We start from the raw sequence: 13994 nt of genomic DNA on the forward strand, positions 1-13994 counted from the left end.
GCGGCGTGTCAACCGTGTAATGGGTAAAGGCGCGGGTGGTACCTTCGCTGCACCGTGTTTTCCGTGATGCCCGATGACCACGCTGTCTTACCGTCTGTCGATCCTTCTTGCCGCTACGTCGCTGCTGGGTACAGCCCACGCGCAGCCCACCGCGACCGATCCGCTGTTCACCGCCGCGCCGGAATCGCTGCAGCCGCAGCAGGTGCGCTCGCTGCAGCAGCGCCTGTCGGACTGGCCGCAGCTGGCGTACTACCGCGAACAGAACGCCAGATTGCCGGCGCCGCGCAAGGGCGAAGCGCGCGTGGTGTTCTACGGTGACTCCATCACCGAGGGCTGGGGCCGGACCGGTAGTGAAAGCTTTTTCCCGGGCAAGGGCTACCTCAACCGCGGCATCTCCGGGCAGACCACCGCGCAGATGCTGCTGCGTTTCCGCCAGGACGTCATCGCGCTGGATCCTGCGGTGGTGGTGATCCTGGCCGGCACCAATGACATCGCCGGCAACACCGCCCCGGCCAGCCAGGCGATGATCGAAGACAACCTGCATTCGATGGTTGAACTGGCGCAGGCGCACGGCATCAAGGTGGTGCTGTCTTCGGTGCTGCCGGTCAGTGCCTACCCGTGGCGTCCCGGCCTACAGCCGGCGGCCAGCGTGCGCGCGCTGAATGCCGCACTGAAGGGCTATGCGGAGCAGCAGCGGCTTGTGTATCTGGACTACCACGCCGCGCTGGGCAATGCGGACGGCGGACTGGACAAAGCGCTGGCCGAGGATGGCGTGCATCCCACGCCGGCGGGCTATGCAAAGATGGCCCCCTTGGCCGAAGCCGCAGTGGCGGCGGCATTGGCGCACTGAGCGATTCCATTACAGGGGGCTGGCATGGTGGGGATGCAGGCGTGGGGCGCGGTGGAAAGCGGGGTGGTGGGCGGTGCGCTGGCCAGCGTGCTGGTGGCCTGGTGGACGCGGCGGTTGCCCCGCCATTACAAAGGCTGGTCGCGCGGCGCGTTGTCGCGTCGCCATCGCACGGAAATACGCATCGCCAATACGCTGTTCTTCGCCGGATTGCTGTTCGGGGTGGCGCTGTATCCGCTGGGCGGCTTTGCGCAGGATGATCCGCGGCCGTTGTTGCTGGCCTTCGGCTTGGCCTCGCTGCTGCCGTTGCTGGCGCTGCTGATGGTGCCCTGGCTCAGCGGGCGCAGTGTGCGGGCGGCACTCGTCGCCTTCAGCCATGGCCAGGGCACGCCGGTCTGGGCCACGTATCCGCTGCTGGCCGCCGGCCTGGTGGGGCTGGGCTTTGCCATCGTCGGGTTCCTGCGCTGAGTGCCTTGAGGCGCACGGAAGGGCCCGCTACCGTGAGCGCATGACAATCACCCTGCGCAAGGAACGGCCCGCCGATGCCGGCCCGACCACGCCCATCGCGTGGGGAGACATGCCATGACCGGGCGCGGCGTGGTTTCGCTGCTGGTCTGGCTGAGTTGCGTCCCAGGCATGTTCGTGCACAGCACGTTGGGGACGGCGCTGTTGGGCATGCAAATGGCCGAGCTGGCGTGGCCGCCGTCGTGGCAAAGCATCGGGTTGCTGTGTGCCGTCCTGGCCAGCCTGGCTGCCTGGCCGATGCTGGGTGTGTTGAACCTGCGCTGGCTGGAGAATCGTCCGCTGCACTGGCGATGGCCGCTGATCGGCACGCTGTTGGCCACCTGCTGGATGCTGCCGCACGGCTGGATTTTCGCGCTGTTCGTCGCCCCCGGGGTACTGTTCGCGTCTTACCTGTGCGTATGGCACCTGCTCGGTTGGCGGCGGGCCCAGCGGTCGCCGGCCGCTTCTTCCCGCGCTGACCCTGAGCGTCCTGTGGACGCATAGCCACGGTGCCGGGAAGCCCGCTTGGGCAAGGCGGTGCGTCGCGGGCGGTATGCCGCCTGCGCTGCGGGCCCGGCGAACCTCACGACGCCAGCGCGACGGCCTGCTCCGATACCGCCAGCAGGATCGAACAGCGCAGGCCGTCGTCGGCAAAGCCGTAATCCACTTTCGCACCGATCTGGTACGGCAGGGCGCGTTCGATCAGCTCGCGGCCGGCGCCGCCGCCGCGGATGCTCGAGGGGTCGGCGGGCAGGTCGCGCACGCCATGCTCCTGCCAGTCCACGCGCAGCCGCGGGCTGGCGGCATCGGATGCCTCCGCGTCCACCAGGTTCCAGCGCACGTGCAGGCGGCCGCCCTGCTGGCGCAGGGCCCCGTACTTCACCGCGTTGGTGGCCAGCTCATGCAGGGCCATCGCCAGCGGCTGCACCGTGCCCGAACGCAGCGCCACTTCGGGCGGTCCTTCCAGCACGATCTGGGTGCCGTGCAGGGCCGGGTCCACGTGGGCGGAAAGTTCGGCACGCAGCAGTGCGTCGAACTGCACCCGATCCAGTTCACCCAGCCGCGACAGCAGGCTCTGTGCCCGTGCCAGCGCGTCCAGTCGGGCGTCGAAACGGCTCGAGAAGTCAGCCATGTCGCGGCTGGTGGCCAGCGTACGGCTGGCCATCGCACGCACCACCGACATGATGTTGCGCGTGCGGTGCTGCAGTTCGTCCACCAGCATGCGCAGCAGCGATTCGTTGCGGGCACGTTCCTCTTCGTGTTCGCTGCGTTCGGTGACATCGCGCGTGGTGCCGATGATCGCCTCGACCTCGCCATCCAGCCCCAACTGCGGCACGAAGATGTAGTCGTACATGCGCCGGCCCAGCGGACCTTCGAAGGGCACGTCGCCGCGGATCGGACGACGCGTGGCGATCACCTGTTCGATCTCGCGGCTGTGCATGGCCGCGTGCCAGTCCGGATAGCCCAGTTCCAGGCAGTTGCGGCCCAGCGCCTCCTCTTCGGTCTTGCCCCACATGCGCAGCAGTGCGCGGTTGGCATAGGTGAAACGGTGTTCCAGGTTGAACACGTAGGCCAGGTCGGGCGAGCTGTCGAGGAAGGCTTTCAGCCTGCGCCGCTCGCGCTCGGTATCATGCAGCGCATTGCCAACCGCATCGGCGGCCTGCTGCAGGGCGATCTGCTGGTCTTCGCGGTCCAGCACCAGCGCGGCGATGCGGGTGGCGAAGCTGGCTACTTCCTGTTCCCATCCGGTAAGCGCGCGCGGCGTGGACAGGAACAGCAGCAGCCATGCCCGTTCGGGATGGGCTTGCCGAGGAACCGCGATGGGCCTGCAGGCGGGAAGGTCGTGCTGGCCGCACGCAGCCTGCCAGTTCGTGCGCCACTGCGTATCGGTCGCGAAATCAACGCCACCCGGTAGTTCCAGATCCGCCGACTTCGGCGCCGCGCCGGGATGTTCCAGCAGCGCGATGATCGTCGGGTGCACGTTGCAACTGCTGCCGTAACCGGGCCGCTGCTGGCCGCCGGGTGTGACGAAGAAAGCGCTGCGCAGGCCGGGCTTCAGCCGTTCGATGGCCTCGGTGAGCACGCGCAGGCACTCGCGCGGCGGCGTACCCCGGGCGAGGGTATCCAGCAGCATTGCCTGCTCGCGGACCAGCTGTTCGGCACGCACCCGGCGGGTCATGTCCACGCACATGCCGCGCACTTGCCCCAGCGCGCGATCATGGCGGCCGCGCAGCATCAGCCAGCGGCGGCTGATGCCATCGGTCCAGGGCAGCTCTATCTCAAAGACCGGCTGGTCCGGTTCCTGCCGCAGGATCCGCCGCCACGCACTTCGCGATGTGTGCGCGCCGATGCCGGCCAGCTGTGCGCTGGCCATGTCCGAGCCGCTCAGCTGGCGCGTTGGGATGTCGAACTGCCACACGCCTACGCGGGTGTCGTCGAGGATGGCGTCGGTGGCGAACGCGTCGGTCAGGACAGGTTGCATGGCAGGCGCGGGCGTTCAGGGATCGCCTTTTTTGCCAAGCTTGCCGCCAACATGCCGTGAAGATGGCAACGCTCCAGTCAGATTCAGTTAAAGCGAAGGCGCACGCCCGCGTACACGCCGAAACCTTCGCCCGGCGTGGAGCGCGCTACATCGCGCCCCCCATCGTCATAGCCCGGTGTCACCGTGGCAGCGTAGTGGCGGTCACCCAGGTTGCGCAGCTCCAACCAGCCCTGCCAGCGACCCGTGGGCGCATCGAAGCCCACGCGGCTGCCGAAGATGAGGTGGTTGTCGGCACGATAGCTGTTGGCATAGTCGACGAACACCTTGGAGGCGTACTCGGTGTTCACTGCGGCATACAGCCCCGATGCGTGGTCGTAGCGCAGCTCGGCCTGGTAGAAATGCATCGGCAGGCCGGGCAGGCGGTTGTCACCGAAGCGGTCGTCACGGCGGTAGCGGAAGTCGCTGAAGGTGTACGCCTGGCGCAGCGAGAGACGCCCGGTTCGCCCTTGCCACAGCGTGCTGTCCAGCCCGGCCTCGATGCCACGATGCACGGTGGGGCTGGCGTTGTTCTCGGCGATGAACAGGTTCGGCACCGGCACGACTTCAACGCTCAACAGTTCGTGGTTGACGTGCGCGTAGTAGCCGGTGAGCTCCCAGCGACCGATGCGGCCCTCGCCGCGTGCGCCGAGTTCCAGCGTGGTCGCGGTCTGGTTGTCCAGTTTCACCGGCGCGCGCTGGCGGCCGGTGGACGCGCCGTTGCCGGCGGCGAAGTACTGGTTGGAGCCCCAGATCATCGACCAGGGATGGGCCGGCTCCACCGAGCGGCTTAGATTGCCGAACCACTGCGTGGCCGGCGAGACCTGCCAGGTGAAGCCGAGCCGCGGCGCGTAGTCCCAGTCGCGCTCGTTCAAGCGCTGATCGGTACGCGGCCAGGTCACTTCCACCGTGCGGCGGGTCTGCACCAGCGCCAGCCCGGTCTGCACGCGCAGTGCATCGCTCAGCTGTAGTTCGTTGCCCAGGTGCAGCGTGCTGTCGGTGCCGTGGTGGGAGAAGTCACGCGTGTGGGTGCCCGCCGCATAACCGTTGCTGGCCAGGCGCAGCGTCTCGCGCACGTCGGCATCCAGGTCATGGGTGACGCGCAGGCCGAGCGTGGTCACGCTGTCATGGCCGAACAGGGTGTGCCGGCGGCGGTAGTCCAGGGTGGCATTGAGGTTGCTGTAGTCCAGCTGCTGGCGGTACAGGCTCTCGTTCAAGTCCATCGGGTACTTGTGGTACACCAGCCCGGCCTGCAGCGAGGAGTCTTCATCCAACTGCAGCGTGGTCATGTTGCCGATCCAGGTGCTGCCCGGTTGCGGCCGCTTCGCGTCGATGGCCACGTTGGCCGGGTTGGCTGCGCGGGGGTCGTTGCGGATCTGCGCGCGGGTCAGTCTTCCCGGTGTTTCGTGGTTGGTTTCGCGGTAACGCAGGTAGAAGCGGGTCTGCAGGTCCGGGTTGATCTGCCAGCCGATGTTGGCCATCGCGCCCTTGCCATCGCCGCTGGCATGCGTCTGGTAGCCGTCGAACTCGGTGTCGGTGTAGGAGAAGTAATAGTCCAGCGTGTCCTGCACGCCGCCGTAGCCCAGGCTGCGCTTCTGGTAACCGCGGCTGCCGGCTTCATAGTGCAGTTCAAGGCCCGGCGCATCGCGGCCGCTGCGGCTGACGTAGTTGATCGCACCGCCCAGTGCCAGCGCGCCGCGCTCGAAGCCGTTGGCACCGCGAAGCACCTCCACCCGCGACAGCCATAGCGGCTCCAGCAGCTCGTACGGCGTGCCGCCGGCGGCCATCAGTGGCAGGCCATCCAGCGACACCGCGATGCCGGAGGCATGCGCGCCGGGGCCGCGGTTGATGCCCGATCCGCGGATGGACACCTTGGTGCCTTCGTTGCCCGGGGACTGCGCACTGATGCCCGGCTGGTAGGCCAGCACATCGGCGGTACTGCCGACGCGGCCCTGCGCGACCTTGGCCAGGTCGATCACGTTGCTGGCGCCGGGCACACGCGCCAGCGCCTTGCGGGCGTCGTCGGTGTTGCCGGCGGCGGTGACCTCGACGCGGTCCAGGGTGGTGGGTTGGACAGCCGTTTCCGCATGGGCGGGCAGGGCGACGAGGGCGCTCAGCACGGCAACGGTGAGCACGCAGGTACGTGGGCAAGCAGGAGTCATGAGCAGTAGAGCCAGCAGCGGAGTGGGGCCGCGGCCGGGGCGTACCCTGTAAACCGCGTAGAGGCGGCGAAAGTTAACAGGGTGCTCTGGAGTTGTCGAGCCTCATCGAGGCATGAGGACGGTTGGCGCTGGGAGCGCCGCGGCAAGGGCAGAAGCGTGACGACCAACGGTCGTCACCCACCAGGGCGAAGAGCGGACGGCTAACGGTCGTCACTACCGGGGAGCAGGTAGCGCCGAGCCGTGCTCGGCGAGCGCAGCGGCAAGGGCAGCAGCGTGACGACCAAGGTCGTCACCCACCAGGGCGAAGAGCGGACGGCCAACGGCCGTCACTATCGGGGAGCAGGTAGCGCCGAGCCGTGCTCGGCGAGCGCAGCGGCAAGGGCAGCAGCGTGACGACCAAGGTCGTCACCTGCACACTGGGTCAGCGCAGGATGCCGGGCAGGTCCAGGCCCTTTTCCTTCGCGCAGTCGAGGGCGATCTCATAGCCGGCATCGGCATGCCGCATCACGCCGGTGGCCGGGTCGTTCCACAGCACGCGGGCGATGCGCTTGGCCGCCGCTTCAGTGCCGTCGCAGACGATCACCATGCCGGCATGCTGGGAGAAGCCCATGCCCACGCCGCCGCCGTGATGCAGCGACACCCACGTCGCGCCGCTGGCGGTGTTCAGCAACGCGTTGAGCAGCGGCCAGTCCGATACCGCATCGGAGCCGTCAGCCATCGCTTCGGTCTCCCGGTTCGGCGAAGCCACGCTGCCCGAATCCAGATGATCACGACCGATCACCACCGGTGCCTTCAGTTCACCGTTGGCCACCATCTCGTTGAATGCCAGGCCGAGCCGGTCACGATCGCCCAGCCCCACCCAGCAGATACGCGCCGGCAGGCCCTGGAACTTGATCTTCTCCGCTGCCATGTCCAGCCAGCGATGCAGGTGCGGGTTGTCCGGGATCAGTTCCTTCACCTTGGCATCGGTCTTGGCGATGTCCTCCGGATCACCACTCAGCGCGGCCCAGCGGAACGGCCCGATGCCGCGGCAGAACAACGGGCGGATGTAGGCCGGCACGAAACCGGGGAAGTCGAACGCATCTTCAACGCCTTCTTCCAGCGCCATCTGGCGCAGGTTGTTGCCGTAGTCCACGGTCGGCACGCCCAGCGCATGGAAGGCCAGCATCGCGCGGATGTGGTTGGCCATCGATTCGCGCGCGGCTTTCTCCACTGTCTTCGGTGCGGACACGCGCTTTGCGTCCCATTCTTCCACCGTCCAGCCCTGCGGCAGGTAGCCGTTGACCGGGTCGTGCGCAGAGGTCTGGTCGGTCAGCAGGTCCGGCTTGATCCCGCGCACCAGCAGTTCGTCCAGCACATCGGCGACATTGCCGAGCAGGCCGACCGACAGCGGCTTCTTCGCCGTGCAGGACTCTTCGATCAGGCGCAGCGCTTCATCCAGGTCGTCGGTCCAGGTGTCCAGGTAACCGGTGCGCAGGCGCATTTCGATGCTGGTCCGGCGGCATTCCACCGCCAGGCACGAGGCGCCGGCCATCACCGCGGCCAGCGGCTGTGCGCCGCCCATGCCGCCCAGGCCGCCGGTGAACAGCCACTTGCCGGCCAGGCTGCCGTCGTAGTGCTGGCGGCCCATCTCCACGAAGGTTTCAAAGGTGCCCTGCACGATGCCCTGCGCGCCGATGTAGATCCAGCTGCCGGCGGTCATCTGGCCGTACATCGCCAGGCCCTTTTTATCCAGCTCGTTGAAGTGGTCCCAGTTGGCCCAGCGCGGCACCAGGTTGGAATTGGCGATCAGCACGCGCGGCGCATCAGCATGGGTGCGGAACACGCCCACCGGCTTGCCCGACTGCACCAGCAGGGTCTGGTCGTCCTCCAGCCGGGTCAGTGCATCGACGATGCCGTCGAAGCTTTCCCAGTCCCGCGCGGCGCGGCCGATGCCGCCGTAAACCACCAGTTCCTGTGGTCGTTCGGCCACGTCCGGGTGCAGGTTGTTCATCAGCATCCGCAGCGGTGCTTCGGTCAGCCAGCTCTTGGCGGTCAGCGTGCTGCCGGTCGGCGCGATGATGGTGCGGGACGGGTCGTTACGGGTCATGCGGCGCTCCGGTTCGATGCGAATTCAAGGCAGGCGGTGAGTACCTGCGCCAGCGTGTGGCGCAGCGGCGTGGCGTGGTCGTCATCCAGCGGCGTGGGCCAGCTGTGCGCATCCAGCGTTTCGGCGGCCGGTTCGGCCATGTAGCCGCGGCAGGCCAGTTCCATCTGCAGGCTGTGCACGCCGCCGGGGATGTCGCTGTAATGGCGGGTTATCCAGCCGCCCTTGAAGCGGCCGTTGCGCACGTGTGGCATCCCGCTGAGCCGGCACAGGTTGTCCACCACGTCGGACAGCGCGTTGTCGCAGGACGTATCGACCTCGCCGGTCGGGCCGGCGGTGCCCAGGTTGAACTGCGGCAGCTCGCCATCAAACAGGTGCGGGATGCGCGAGCGGATCGAGTGCGCGTCATACACCACCACGGTGCCGTGGCGCGCGCGCAGGCGGGCGATCTGTGATGCCAGCGCGTCGTGGTAGGGCGCGAAGTACCTCTCACGGCGGCGCAGGATCTCCGCTTCGTCCGGTTCCTGCCCGGGCTGGTACAGCGGCTGGTTGTCGAAGGTGGTCAGCGGGCACAGGCCGGTGGTGTTCTGGCCGGGGTACAGCGATACCCCGCTGGGGTCGCGGTTGAGGTCGATCACCGACCGCGAAATGGACGAGCGCACCGTGGTCGCGCCGAGCCCGCGCGCGAACGCGTACAGCTCATGCACCCACCAGTCGGCATCGCGCCGGGCCAGCCAGGGCGACACGAAACGCCCGGCCAGGTCGTCTGGCAGCTCGGTGCCGGTATGCGGGAAACTGATCAGCAGTGGCGCATCGCCTTCATGTACCTCCAGCCACGGCGGCTGCGTGCTCATGCCACCGGCTCCACGTTGGGCAGCACGTCGGCCAGCCCGGCGGCCAGCGCGCCACTGCGTACCAGGTCGGTGGCGGCCACCATGTCCGGGTGGAAGTAGCGGTCTTCTTCCAGCGTCGGCACCTGCGCGCGCAGCAGCACGCGGACCGCTTCCAGCGGGCCACTGGACTGCAGCGGGGCGTGGAAATCGCAGCCCTGCGCGGCGGCCAGCAGCTCGATGCCGACCACGTTGGCGGCGTTCTCGGCCATCTGCAGGAGGCGGCGCGCGCCGTGCGCGGCCATGGATACATGGTCTTCCTGGTTGGCCGAAGTGGGGATTGAATCCACGCTGGCCGGGTAGGCGCGCTGCTTGTTCTCGGACACCAGCGCGGCGGCGGTGACCTGCGGAATCATGAAGCCGGAGTTCAACCCCGGGCGCGGGGTCAGGAAGGCTGGCAGGCCGGACAGCGCCGGGTCCACCAGCATCGCAGTGCGGCGCTCGCTGATCGAGCCGATCTCACAGATCGCCATCGCCAGCATGTCCGCGGCGAAGGCCACCGGCTCGGCGTGGAAGTTGCCGCCGCTCAGCGCTTCGCCGGTATCGGTGAACACCAGCGGATTGTCGGACACGCCGTTGGCCTCGATTTCCAGCGTGGTGGCGGCCTGGCGGATGATGTCCAGCGCCGCGCCCATCACCTGCGGCTGGCAGCGCAGGCAGTACGGATCCTGCACGCGCACGTCGTTGTCGCGGTGCGATTCGCGGATGGCCGAGCCCTGCATCAGCGCGCGCAGCGCGGCGGCAGTGAGGATCTGCCCGCGCTGGCCGCGGATGCTGTGGATGCGCGGGTCGAACGGCGTGTCCGAGCCTTTGGCCGCTTCCACCGACAGCGCACCGGTGACCAGGGCGGCCTGGAACACGACCTCGATCTCGAACAGGCCGGCCAGCGCATAGGCGGTGGAGAACTGGGTGCCGTTGAGCAGCGCCAGGCCTTCCTTCGCACCCAACTGCAGCGGCTGCAGGCCGGCACGCGCCAGTGCATCGGCCGCACTCAGGCGTTCACCGCCAACGAAGGCTTCGCCGACGCCAATCATCACGCTGGCCAGGTGGGACAGCGGCGCCAGGTCGCCGGAGGCGCCGACCGAGCCCTGCGCCGGGATTACCGGCACCACGTCGTGCTGCAGCAGCGCTTCCAGCAGCTGCAGCGTCTCCACGCGCACACCCGATGCCCCTTGCGCCAGGCTGACCAGCTTCAGCGCCATCATCAGCCGCACTACCGGCAGCGGCATCGGCTCGCCCACGCCGGCGGCATGTGACAGCACGATGTTCCGCTGCAACGTGGCCAGGTCTTCCGGTTCGATGCGCACGCTGGCCAGCTTGCCGAAGCCGGTATTGATGCCATACACCGGCGCGCCCCGGGCCACGATCGCGTCCACGGTGGCAGCACTGGCACGTACGGCCGGCAGGGCGGCGGCATCCAGCGCGATGCGCGCCCCGCGATAGACCTGCCGCCACTGCGCCAGCGGCACGTGGGCGGGGCGAAGCACCAGGGTGTCGGGTGGTTCATGCTGCATTGAAGCGTGCTCCGTCAGAGGGGATCGAGCTGCCCGCGCACCACGCGCGCGTGCAGCGGGTTGAAGCCGATGCGGTAGACCAGGTCGGCCGGGGCGTCGATATCCCAGATCGCCAGGTCGGCGTCCATGCCCACCGCCAGCTGGCCGATGCGGCCGGCGCGACCGAGCGCGCGCGCGGCGTTGCGGGTGAAGCCGGCAATGCATTCGTCCACGGTCAGCCGGAACAGCGTGGCGCCCATGTTCATCGCCAGCAGCGGACTGGTCAGCGGCGAGGTGCCAGGGTTGCTGTCGGTGGCCAGCGCCAGCGGCACGCCGGCCGCACGCAGCGCCGCGATCGGCGGCAGCGTGGTGTCACGGGTGAAGTAGAACGCGCCCGGCAGCAGTACGGCGACCGTGCTGGCGGCCGCCATCGCCGCGATGCCCGCCGCGTCCAGGTGCTCGATATGGTCGGCCGACAGCGCCCCGTGGCGCGCGGCCAGTTCAGCGCCGTGCTGGTTGCTCAGCTGTTCGGCGTGGATCTTCACCGCCAGCCCGTGCGCGCGTGCAGCGTCGAAGACCTGCGCCGCCTGCGCGGTGGAAAACGCGATGTTCTCGCAGAAGATATCGACCGCCTCGGCCAGCCCTTCGGCGGCGATGGCGGGAATCATCAGGTTGCAGACTTCATCGATGTACTCCTGGGCGTCCCGCCCCGGTGGCACCGCATGCGCCCCCAGGAAGGTCGGCACCACGTGCACGCTGCAGTCCACGCCCAGCTGGCGTGCGACCCGCAGCTGCTTGCGCTCATCGTCCAGGGTCAGCCCGTAACCGGATTTGATCTCCAGCGTGGTGATGCCTTCGGCGCGCATCGCCAGCAGGCGAGGGCGGCTCTGGCGTGCCAGTTCTTCGTGGCTGGCCGCGCGGGTAGCGCGCACGGTGGAGACGATGCCACCGCCGGCGCGGGCGATGTCGGCATAGCTGACACCCTGCAGGCGCTGCTCGAATTCGTTGGCCCGGTTGCCGGCGTAAACCAGGTGGGTGTGGCAGTCGATCAGGCCGGGCGAGATCCAGCGGCCTTCGCCGTCGATGCGCGTGGCCGGCTGCAGGTGCGCGCCACTGCCGGCCGCGCCGACATGCACGATGCGGCCATCCAGGCAGGCAAGTTCGGCATCGGCGATCACGCCCAGGCCGTCGCCCTGCAGGGTCATCAGGTGTACGTTGGTCCAGAGGGTGTCGCAATGCATGGGCGGCGCTACACGGATGAGCTTATATGTCTATACAATATAGGCGTCCCTTTCCGGTTGTCCAGCCATGACGGATTCGTTGTCTCCCCCTGCCTTCCACGCTGACCGCGCATTGCTGCCGCAGGGCTGGGAGCGCGATGTCCGGCTGACCGTGGTGGATGGCTGCATCGGGGAGGTGCGCACCGGTGTTGCGGCCCAGGCAGGCGACCAGCGCGTGCGGATCCTGGTGCCGGGCGTGCCCAACCTGCACAGTCACGCCTTCCAGCGCGGCATGGCCGGGCTGACCGAAATCGGCGGGGGGGACGGCGATAGTTTCTGGAGCTGGCGCGAGCTGATGTACCGCTTCCTGGCCAAGCTGGTGCCCGATGCGGTCGAAGCGATCGCCGCCCAGGCCTACATGGAAATGCTCGAATCCGGCTTCACCCGCGTCGGTGAGTTCCACTACCTGCACCACGATGCCGACGGCCAGCCGTATGCCGATCGCGCCGAAATGTCCGCGCGCATCGTCGCCGCCGCCGCGCAGACCGGTATCGGCCTGACTCTGTTGCCGGTGTTCTACGCGCATGCCGATTTCGGCGGCGCGGCGCCCAACCCGGCCCAGCGCCGGCTGATCCACGACGTGGACGGTTTCGCGCAGCTGCTGGACGGTGCACGCACGGCCCTGCGGCCGCTGCCCGATGCGGTGCTCGGCATCGCCCCGCACAGCCTGCGCGCGGTGACCGGCGAGGAGCTGTCCGCGCTGCTGCCACTGAACGATGGACCGGTGCACATCCACATCGCCGAACAGCTGCGCGAGGTGGATGCCTGCGTTGCCTGGAGCGGCCTGCGCCCGGTGCGCTGGCTGTATGAAAACGTGGCGGTGGACGCGCGCTGGTGCCTGGTGCACGCCACCCATATCGACGATGACGAGCGTGCGCGCATCGTCGCCAGCCGGGCCGTGGCCGGCCTGTGCCCGGTCACCGAAGCGAATCTGGGCGATGGCCTGTTCCCGATGCAGGCCTTCGCCCGCGAGGGTGGCCGCTTCGGCGTCGGTTCGGATTCCAACGTCCTTATCGATGCGGCCGAAGAGCTGCGCCTGCTGGAATACGGCCAGCGCCTGAGCCTGCGCGGGCGCAATGTCATCGCCCCGGATGCGCAGCGCAGCAGCGGCCGTTACCTGTTCGATGGTGCGCAGCAAGGCGGCGCGCAGGCGTTGGGCGTCGCCGCCGGATTGCAGCCCGGCGCCAGTGCCGACCTGCTGGAACTGGACGCCGACCACCCGGCGATGATCGCCCGCGATGGTGATGCCTTGCTTGACAGCTGGGTGTTCGCCGCACGTAATGGCGCGCTGCGTTCGGTTTGGCGCCGCGGCCGCCAGTGCGTCGCAGACGGCCGCCACCTGCAGCGCGACGTCATCACCGCCCGTTTCGCCCAGGCCCTGCGCAGCGTGCTGGGCTGATCCTCTTTCCAGATCGAGACCACAGTGAAGGCCAGCAAGTCCGCCACGCTCAACCAGCGCATCCGCAGCGAACTGGAAGGCCGCATCCTCAGTGGCGAATGGGCGCCGGGATTCCGCATCCCGTACGAACACGAGCTGATGGAGCAGTACGGCTGCTCGCGGATGACCGTGAACAAGGTGCTGACCGCACTGGCTGAAAGCGGGATGATCGAACGCCGGCGGCGTGCCGGTTCGTTCGTGGCGCGGCAGTCACCGCACCTGGAGCAGGTGGCGCTGGCGATACCGGACATCGCCATGCAGGTCACCGCGATGGGCCACCAGTACGCGTACCGGCTGCTGCGCCGTCAGTTGCGCACCGCGCGCGATGGCGATGCCGGCGAACGGGAGCTGGCCGGTGAGGCGAGGCTGCTGGCGATGGATTGCCTGCACCTGGCCGATGACCGTCCGCTGGCGCTGGAACACCGGCTGATCAGCCCGGCCGGCGTGCCGGAGGTGCTGGAGGTGGATTTCGAAGTCACCGCGCCCGGCAGCTGGCTGCTGCAGAACGTGTCGTGGACGCGTGCCCAGCACCGCATCAGTGCGTGGGGGGCGGATGCGGCCAGTGCCAGGCTGCTGGATGTCAAAGCCGGCACGGCGTGCCTGGTGATCGAGCGGCATACGTGGCGTGGGGACCAGGCAATCACCCGGGTACGGCAGATATTCCTGGGCGATGCGTGGGATCTGGTGGCGCGGTTCGCGCCTGGGAATAATCGCTGATGGGTTGGCTTGGCTTCGGTGGGTGACGACCGTTGGTCGTCACGCTGTTGCCTGGAGTA

11 protein-coding genes are annotated in these 13994 nt (G+C 68.3%); 5 read left to right on the forward strand and 6 right to left on the reverse strand.

Annotated elements, in window-relative coordinates; translation table 11 throughout:
- The first annotated feature begins 73 nt into the window (after nt 1-73).
- From CXG43_RS05850 to CXG43_RS05860, 3 genes are all read left to right on the forward strand, one after another.
- Nucleotides 74-850 (forward strand): SGNH/GDSL hydrolase family protein, encoded by a 777-nt coding sequence (locus CXG43_RS05850; RefSeq protein WP_101099099.1) that lies wholly within the window; start codon nt 74-76, stop codon nt 848-850.
- A 24-nt stretch (nt 851-874) separates the two neighbouring features.
- Nucleotides 875-1315 carry a hypothetical protein gene (locus CXG43_RS05855; protein ID WP_101099100.1) on the forward strand — a complete coding sequence of 147 codons (441 nt, stop codon included), beginning with the start codon at nt 875-877 and terminating at the stop codon, nt 1313-1315.
- A gap of 114 nt (nt 1316-1429) precedes the next feature.
- The gene (locus CXG43_RS05860) at nt 1430-1855 is read left to right on the forward strand and encodes a hypothetical protein (RefSeq protein ID WP_101099101.1); all 426 of its coding nucleotides are present in this window, start codon (nt 1430-1432) and stop codon (nt 1853-1855) included.
- Nucleotides 1856-1934: 79 nt separating this feature from the next.
- Here the strand turns inward: CXG43_RS05860 and CXG43_RS05865 are convergent, their stop codons facing one another.
- The 6 genes from CXG43_RS05865 to hutI all read right to left on the reverse strand — a co-directional run bounded on the left by CXG43_RS05865 (nt 1935) and on the right by hutI (nt 11741).
- Nucleotides 1935-3833 (reverse strand): HWE histidine kinase domain-containing protein, encoded by a 1899-nt coding sequence (locus CXG43_RS05865; RefSeq protein WP_101099102.1) that lies wholly within the window; start codon nt 3831-3833, stop codon nt 1935-1937.
- An 83-nt stretch (nt 3834-3916) separates the two neighbouring features.
- Nucleotides 3917-6004 carry a TonB-dependent receptor gene (locus CXG43_RS05870; RefSeq protein WP_232767637.1) on the reverse strand — a complete coding sequence of 696 codons (2088 nt, stop codon included), beginning with the start codon at nt 6002-6004 and terminating at the stop codon, nt 3917-3919.
- 448 nt (nt 6005-6452) lie between these two features.
- Complete coding sequence (gene hutU / locus CXG43_RS05875) at nt 6453-8120, reverse strand: urocanate hydratase (RefSeq protein WP_101099104.1); 1668 nt, start codon at nt 8118-8120, stop codon at nt 6453-6455.
- On the reverse strand, nt 8117-8971 hold the full coding sequence (gene hutG / locus CXG43_RS05880; RefSeq protein WP_101099105.1) for an N-formylglutamate deformylase: 855 nt from the start codon (nt 8969-8971) through the stop codon (nt 8117-8119). The genes hutU and hutG overlap by 4 nt, the downstream gene beginning before the upstream one ends.
- Complete coding sequence (gene hutH, locus CXG43_RS05885) at nt 8968-10521, reverse strand: histidine ammonia-lyase (protein ID WP_101099106.1); 1554 nt, start codon at nt 10519-10521, stop codon at nt 8968-8970. The genes hutG and hutH overlap by 4 nt, the downstream gene beginning before the upstream one ends.
- A 14-nt stretch (nt 10522-10535) precedes the next feature.
- Nucleotides 10536-11741, reverse strand: coding sequence for an imidazolonepropionase (hutI, locus tag CXG43_RS05890; RefSeq protein WP_101099107.1), 1206 nt, complete (start codon nt 11739-11741; stop codon nt 10536-10538).
- A 67-nt stretch (nt 11742-11808) separates the two neighbouring features.
- On the opposite strand from hutI, the gene CXG43_RS05895 reads away from it, so the two are divergent.
- The gene (locus tag CXG43_RS05895; RefSeq protein ID WP_101099108.1) at nt 11809-13179 is read left to right on the forward strand and encodes a formimidoylglutamate deiminase; all 1371 of its coding nucleotides are present in this window, start codon (nt 11809-11811) and stop codon (nt 13177-13179) included.
- Nucleotides 13180-13203: 24 nt separating this feature from the next.
- Nucleotides 13204-13935, forward strand: coding sequence for a histidine utilization repressor (gene hutC / locus CXG43_RS05900; RefSeq protein ID WP_101099109.1), 732 nt, complete (start codon nt 13204-13206; stop codon nt 13933-13935).
- Nucleotides 13936-13994 lie beyond the last annotated feature (59 nt).

Origin of the sequence: Stenotrophomonas sp. Bg11-02 (genome assembly GCF_002836635.1) — a bacterium.
Lineage (GTDB): Bacteria > Pseudomonadota > Gammaproteobacteria > Xanthomonadales > Xanthomonadaceae > Stenotrophomonas > Stenotrophomonas lacuserhaii.

Bases quoted from the DNA above. Each gene is read 5' to 3' on its own strand.
- CXG43_RS05850 (WP_101099099.1), top strand. From the start codon at position 74: ATGACCACGCTGTCTTACCGTCTGTCGATCCTTCTTGCCGCTACGTCG.
- hutH (WP_101099106.1), bottom strand. From the start codon at position 10,521: ATGCAGCATGAACCACCCGACACCCTGGTGCTTCGCCCCGCCCACGTG.
- hutI (WP_101099107.1), bottom strand. From the start codon at position 11,741: ATGCATTGCGACACCCTCTGGACCAACGTACACCTGATGACCCTGCAG.
- hutU (WP_101099104.1), bottom strand. From the start codon at position 8,120: ATGACCCGTAACGACCCGTCCCGCACCATCATCGCGCCGACCGGCAGC.
- CXG43_RS05860 (WP_101099101.1), top strand. From the start codon at position 1,430: ATGACCGGGCGCGGCGTGGTTTCGCTGCTGGTCTGGCTGAGTTGCGTC.
- CXG43_RS05865 (WP_101099102.1), bottom strand. From the start codon at position 3,833: ATGCAACCTGTCCTGACCGACGCGTTCGCCACCGACGCCATCCTCGAC.
- CXG43_RS05895 (WP_101099108.1), top strand. From the start codon at position 11,809: ATGACGGATTCGTTGTCTCCCCCTGCCTTCCACGCTGACCGCGCATTG.
- hutG (WP_101099105.1), bottom strand. From the start codon at position 8,971: ATGAGCACGCAGCCGCCGTGGCTGGAGGTACATGAAGGCGATGCGCCA.
- CXG43_RS05855 (WP_101099100.1), top strand. From the start codon at position 875: ATGGTGGGGATGCAGGCGTGGGGCGCGGTGGAAAGCGGGGTGGTGGGC.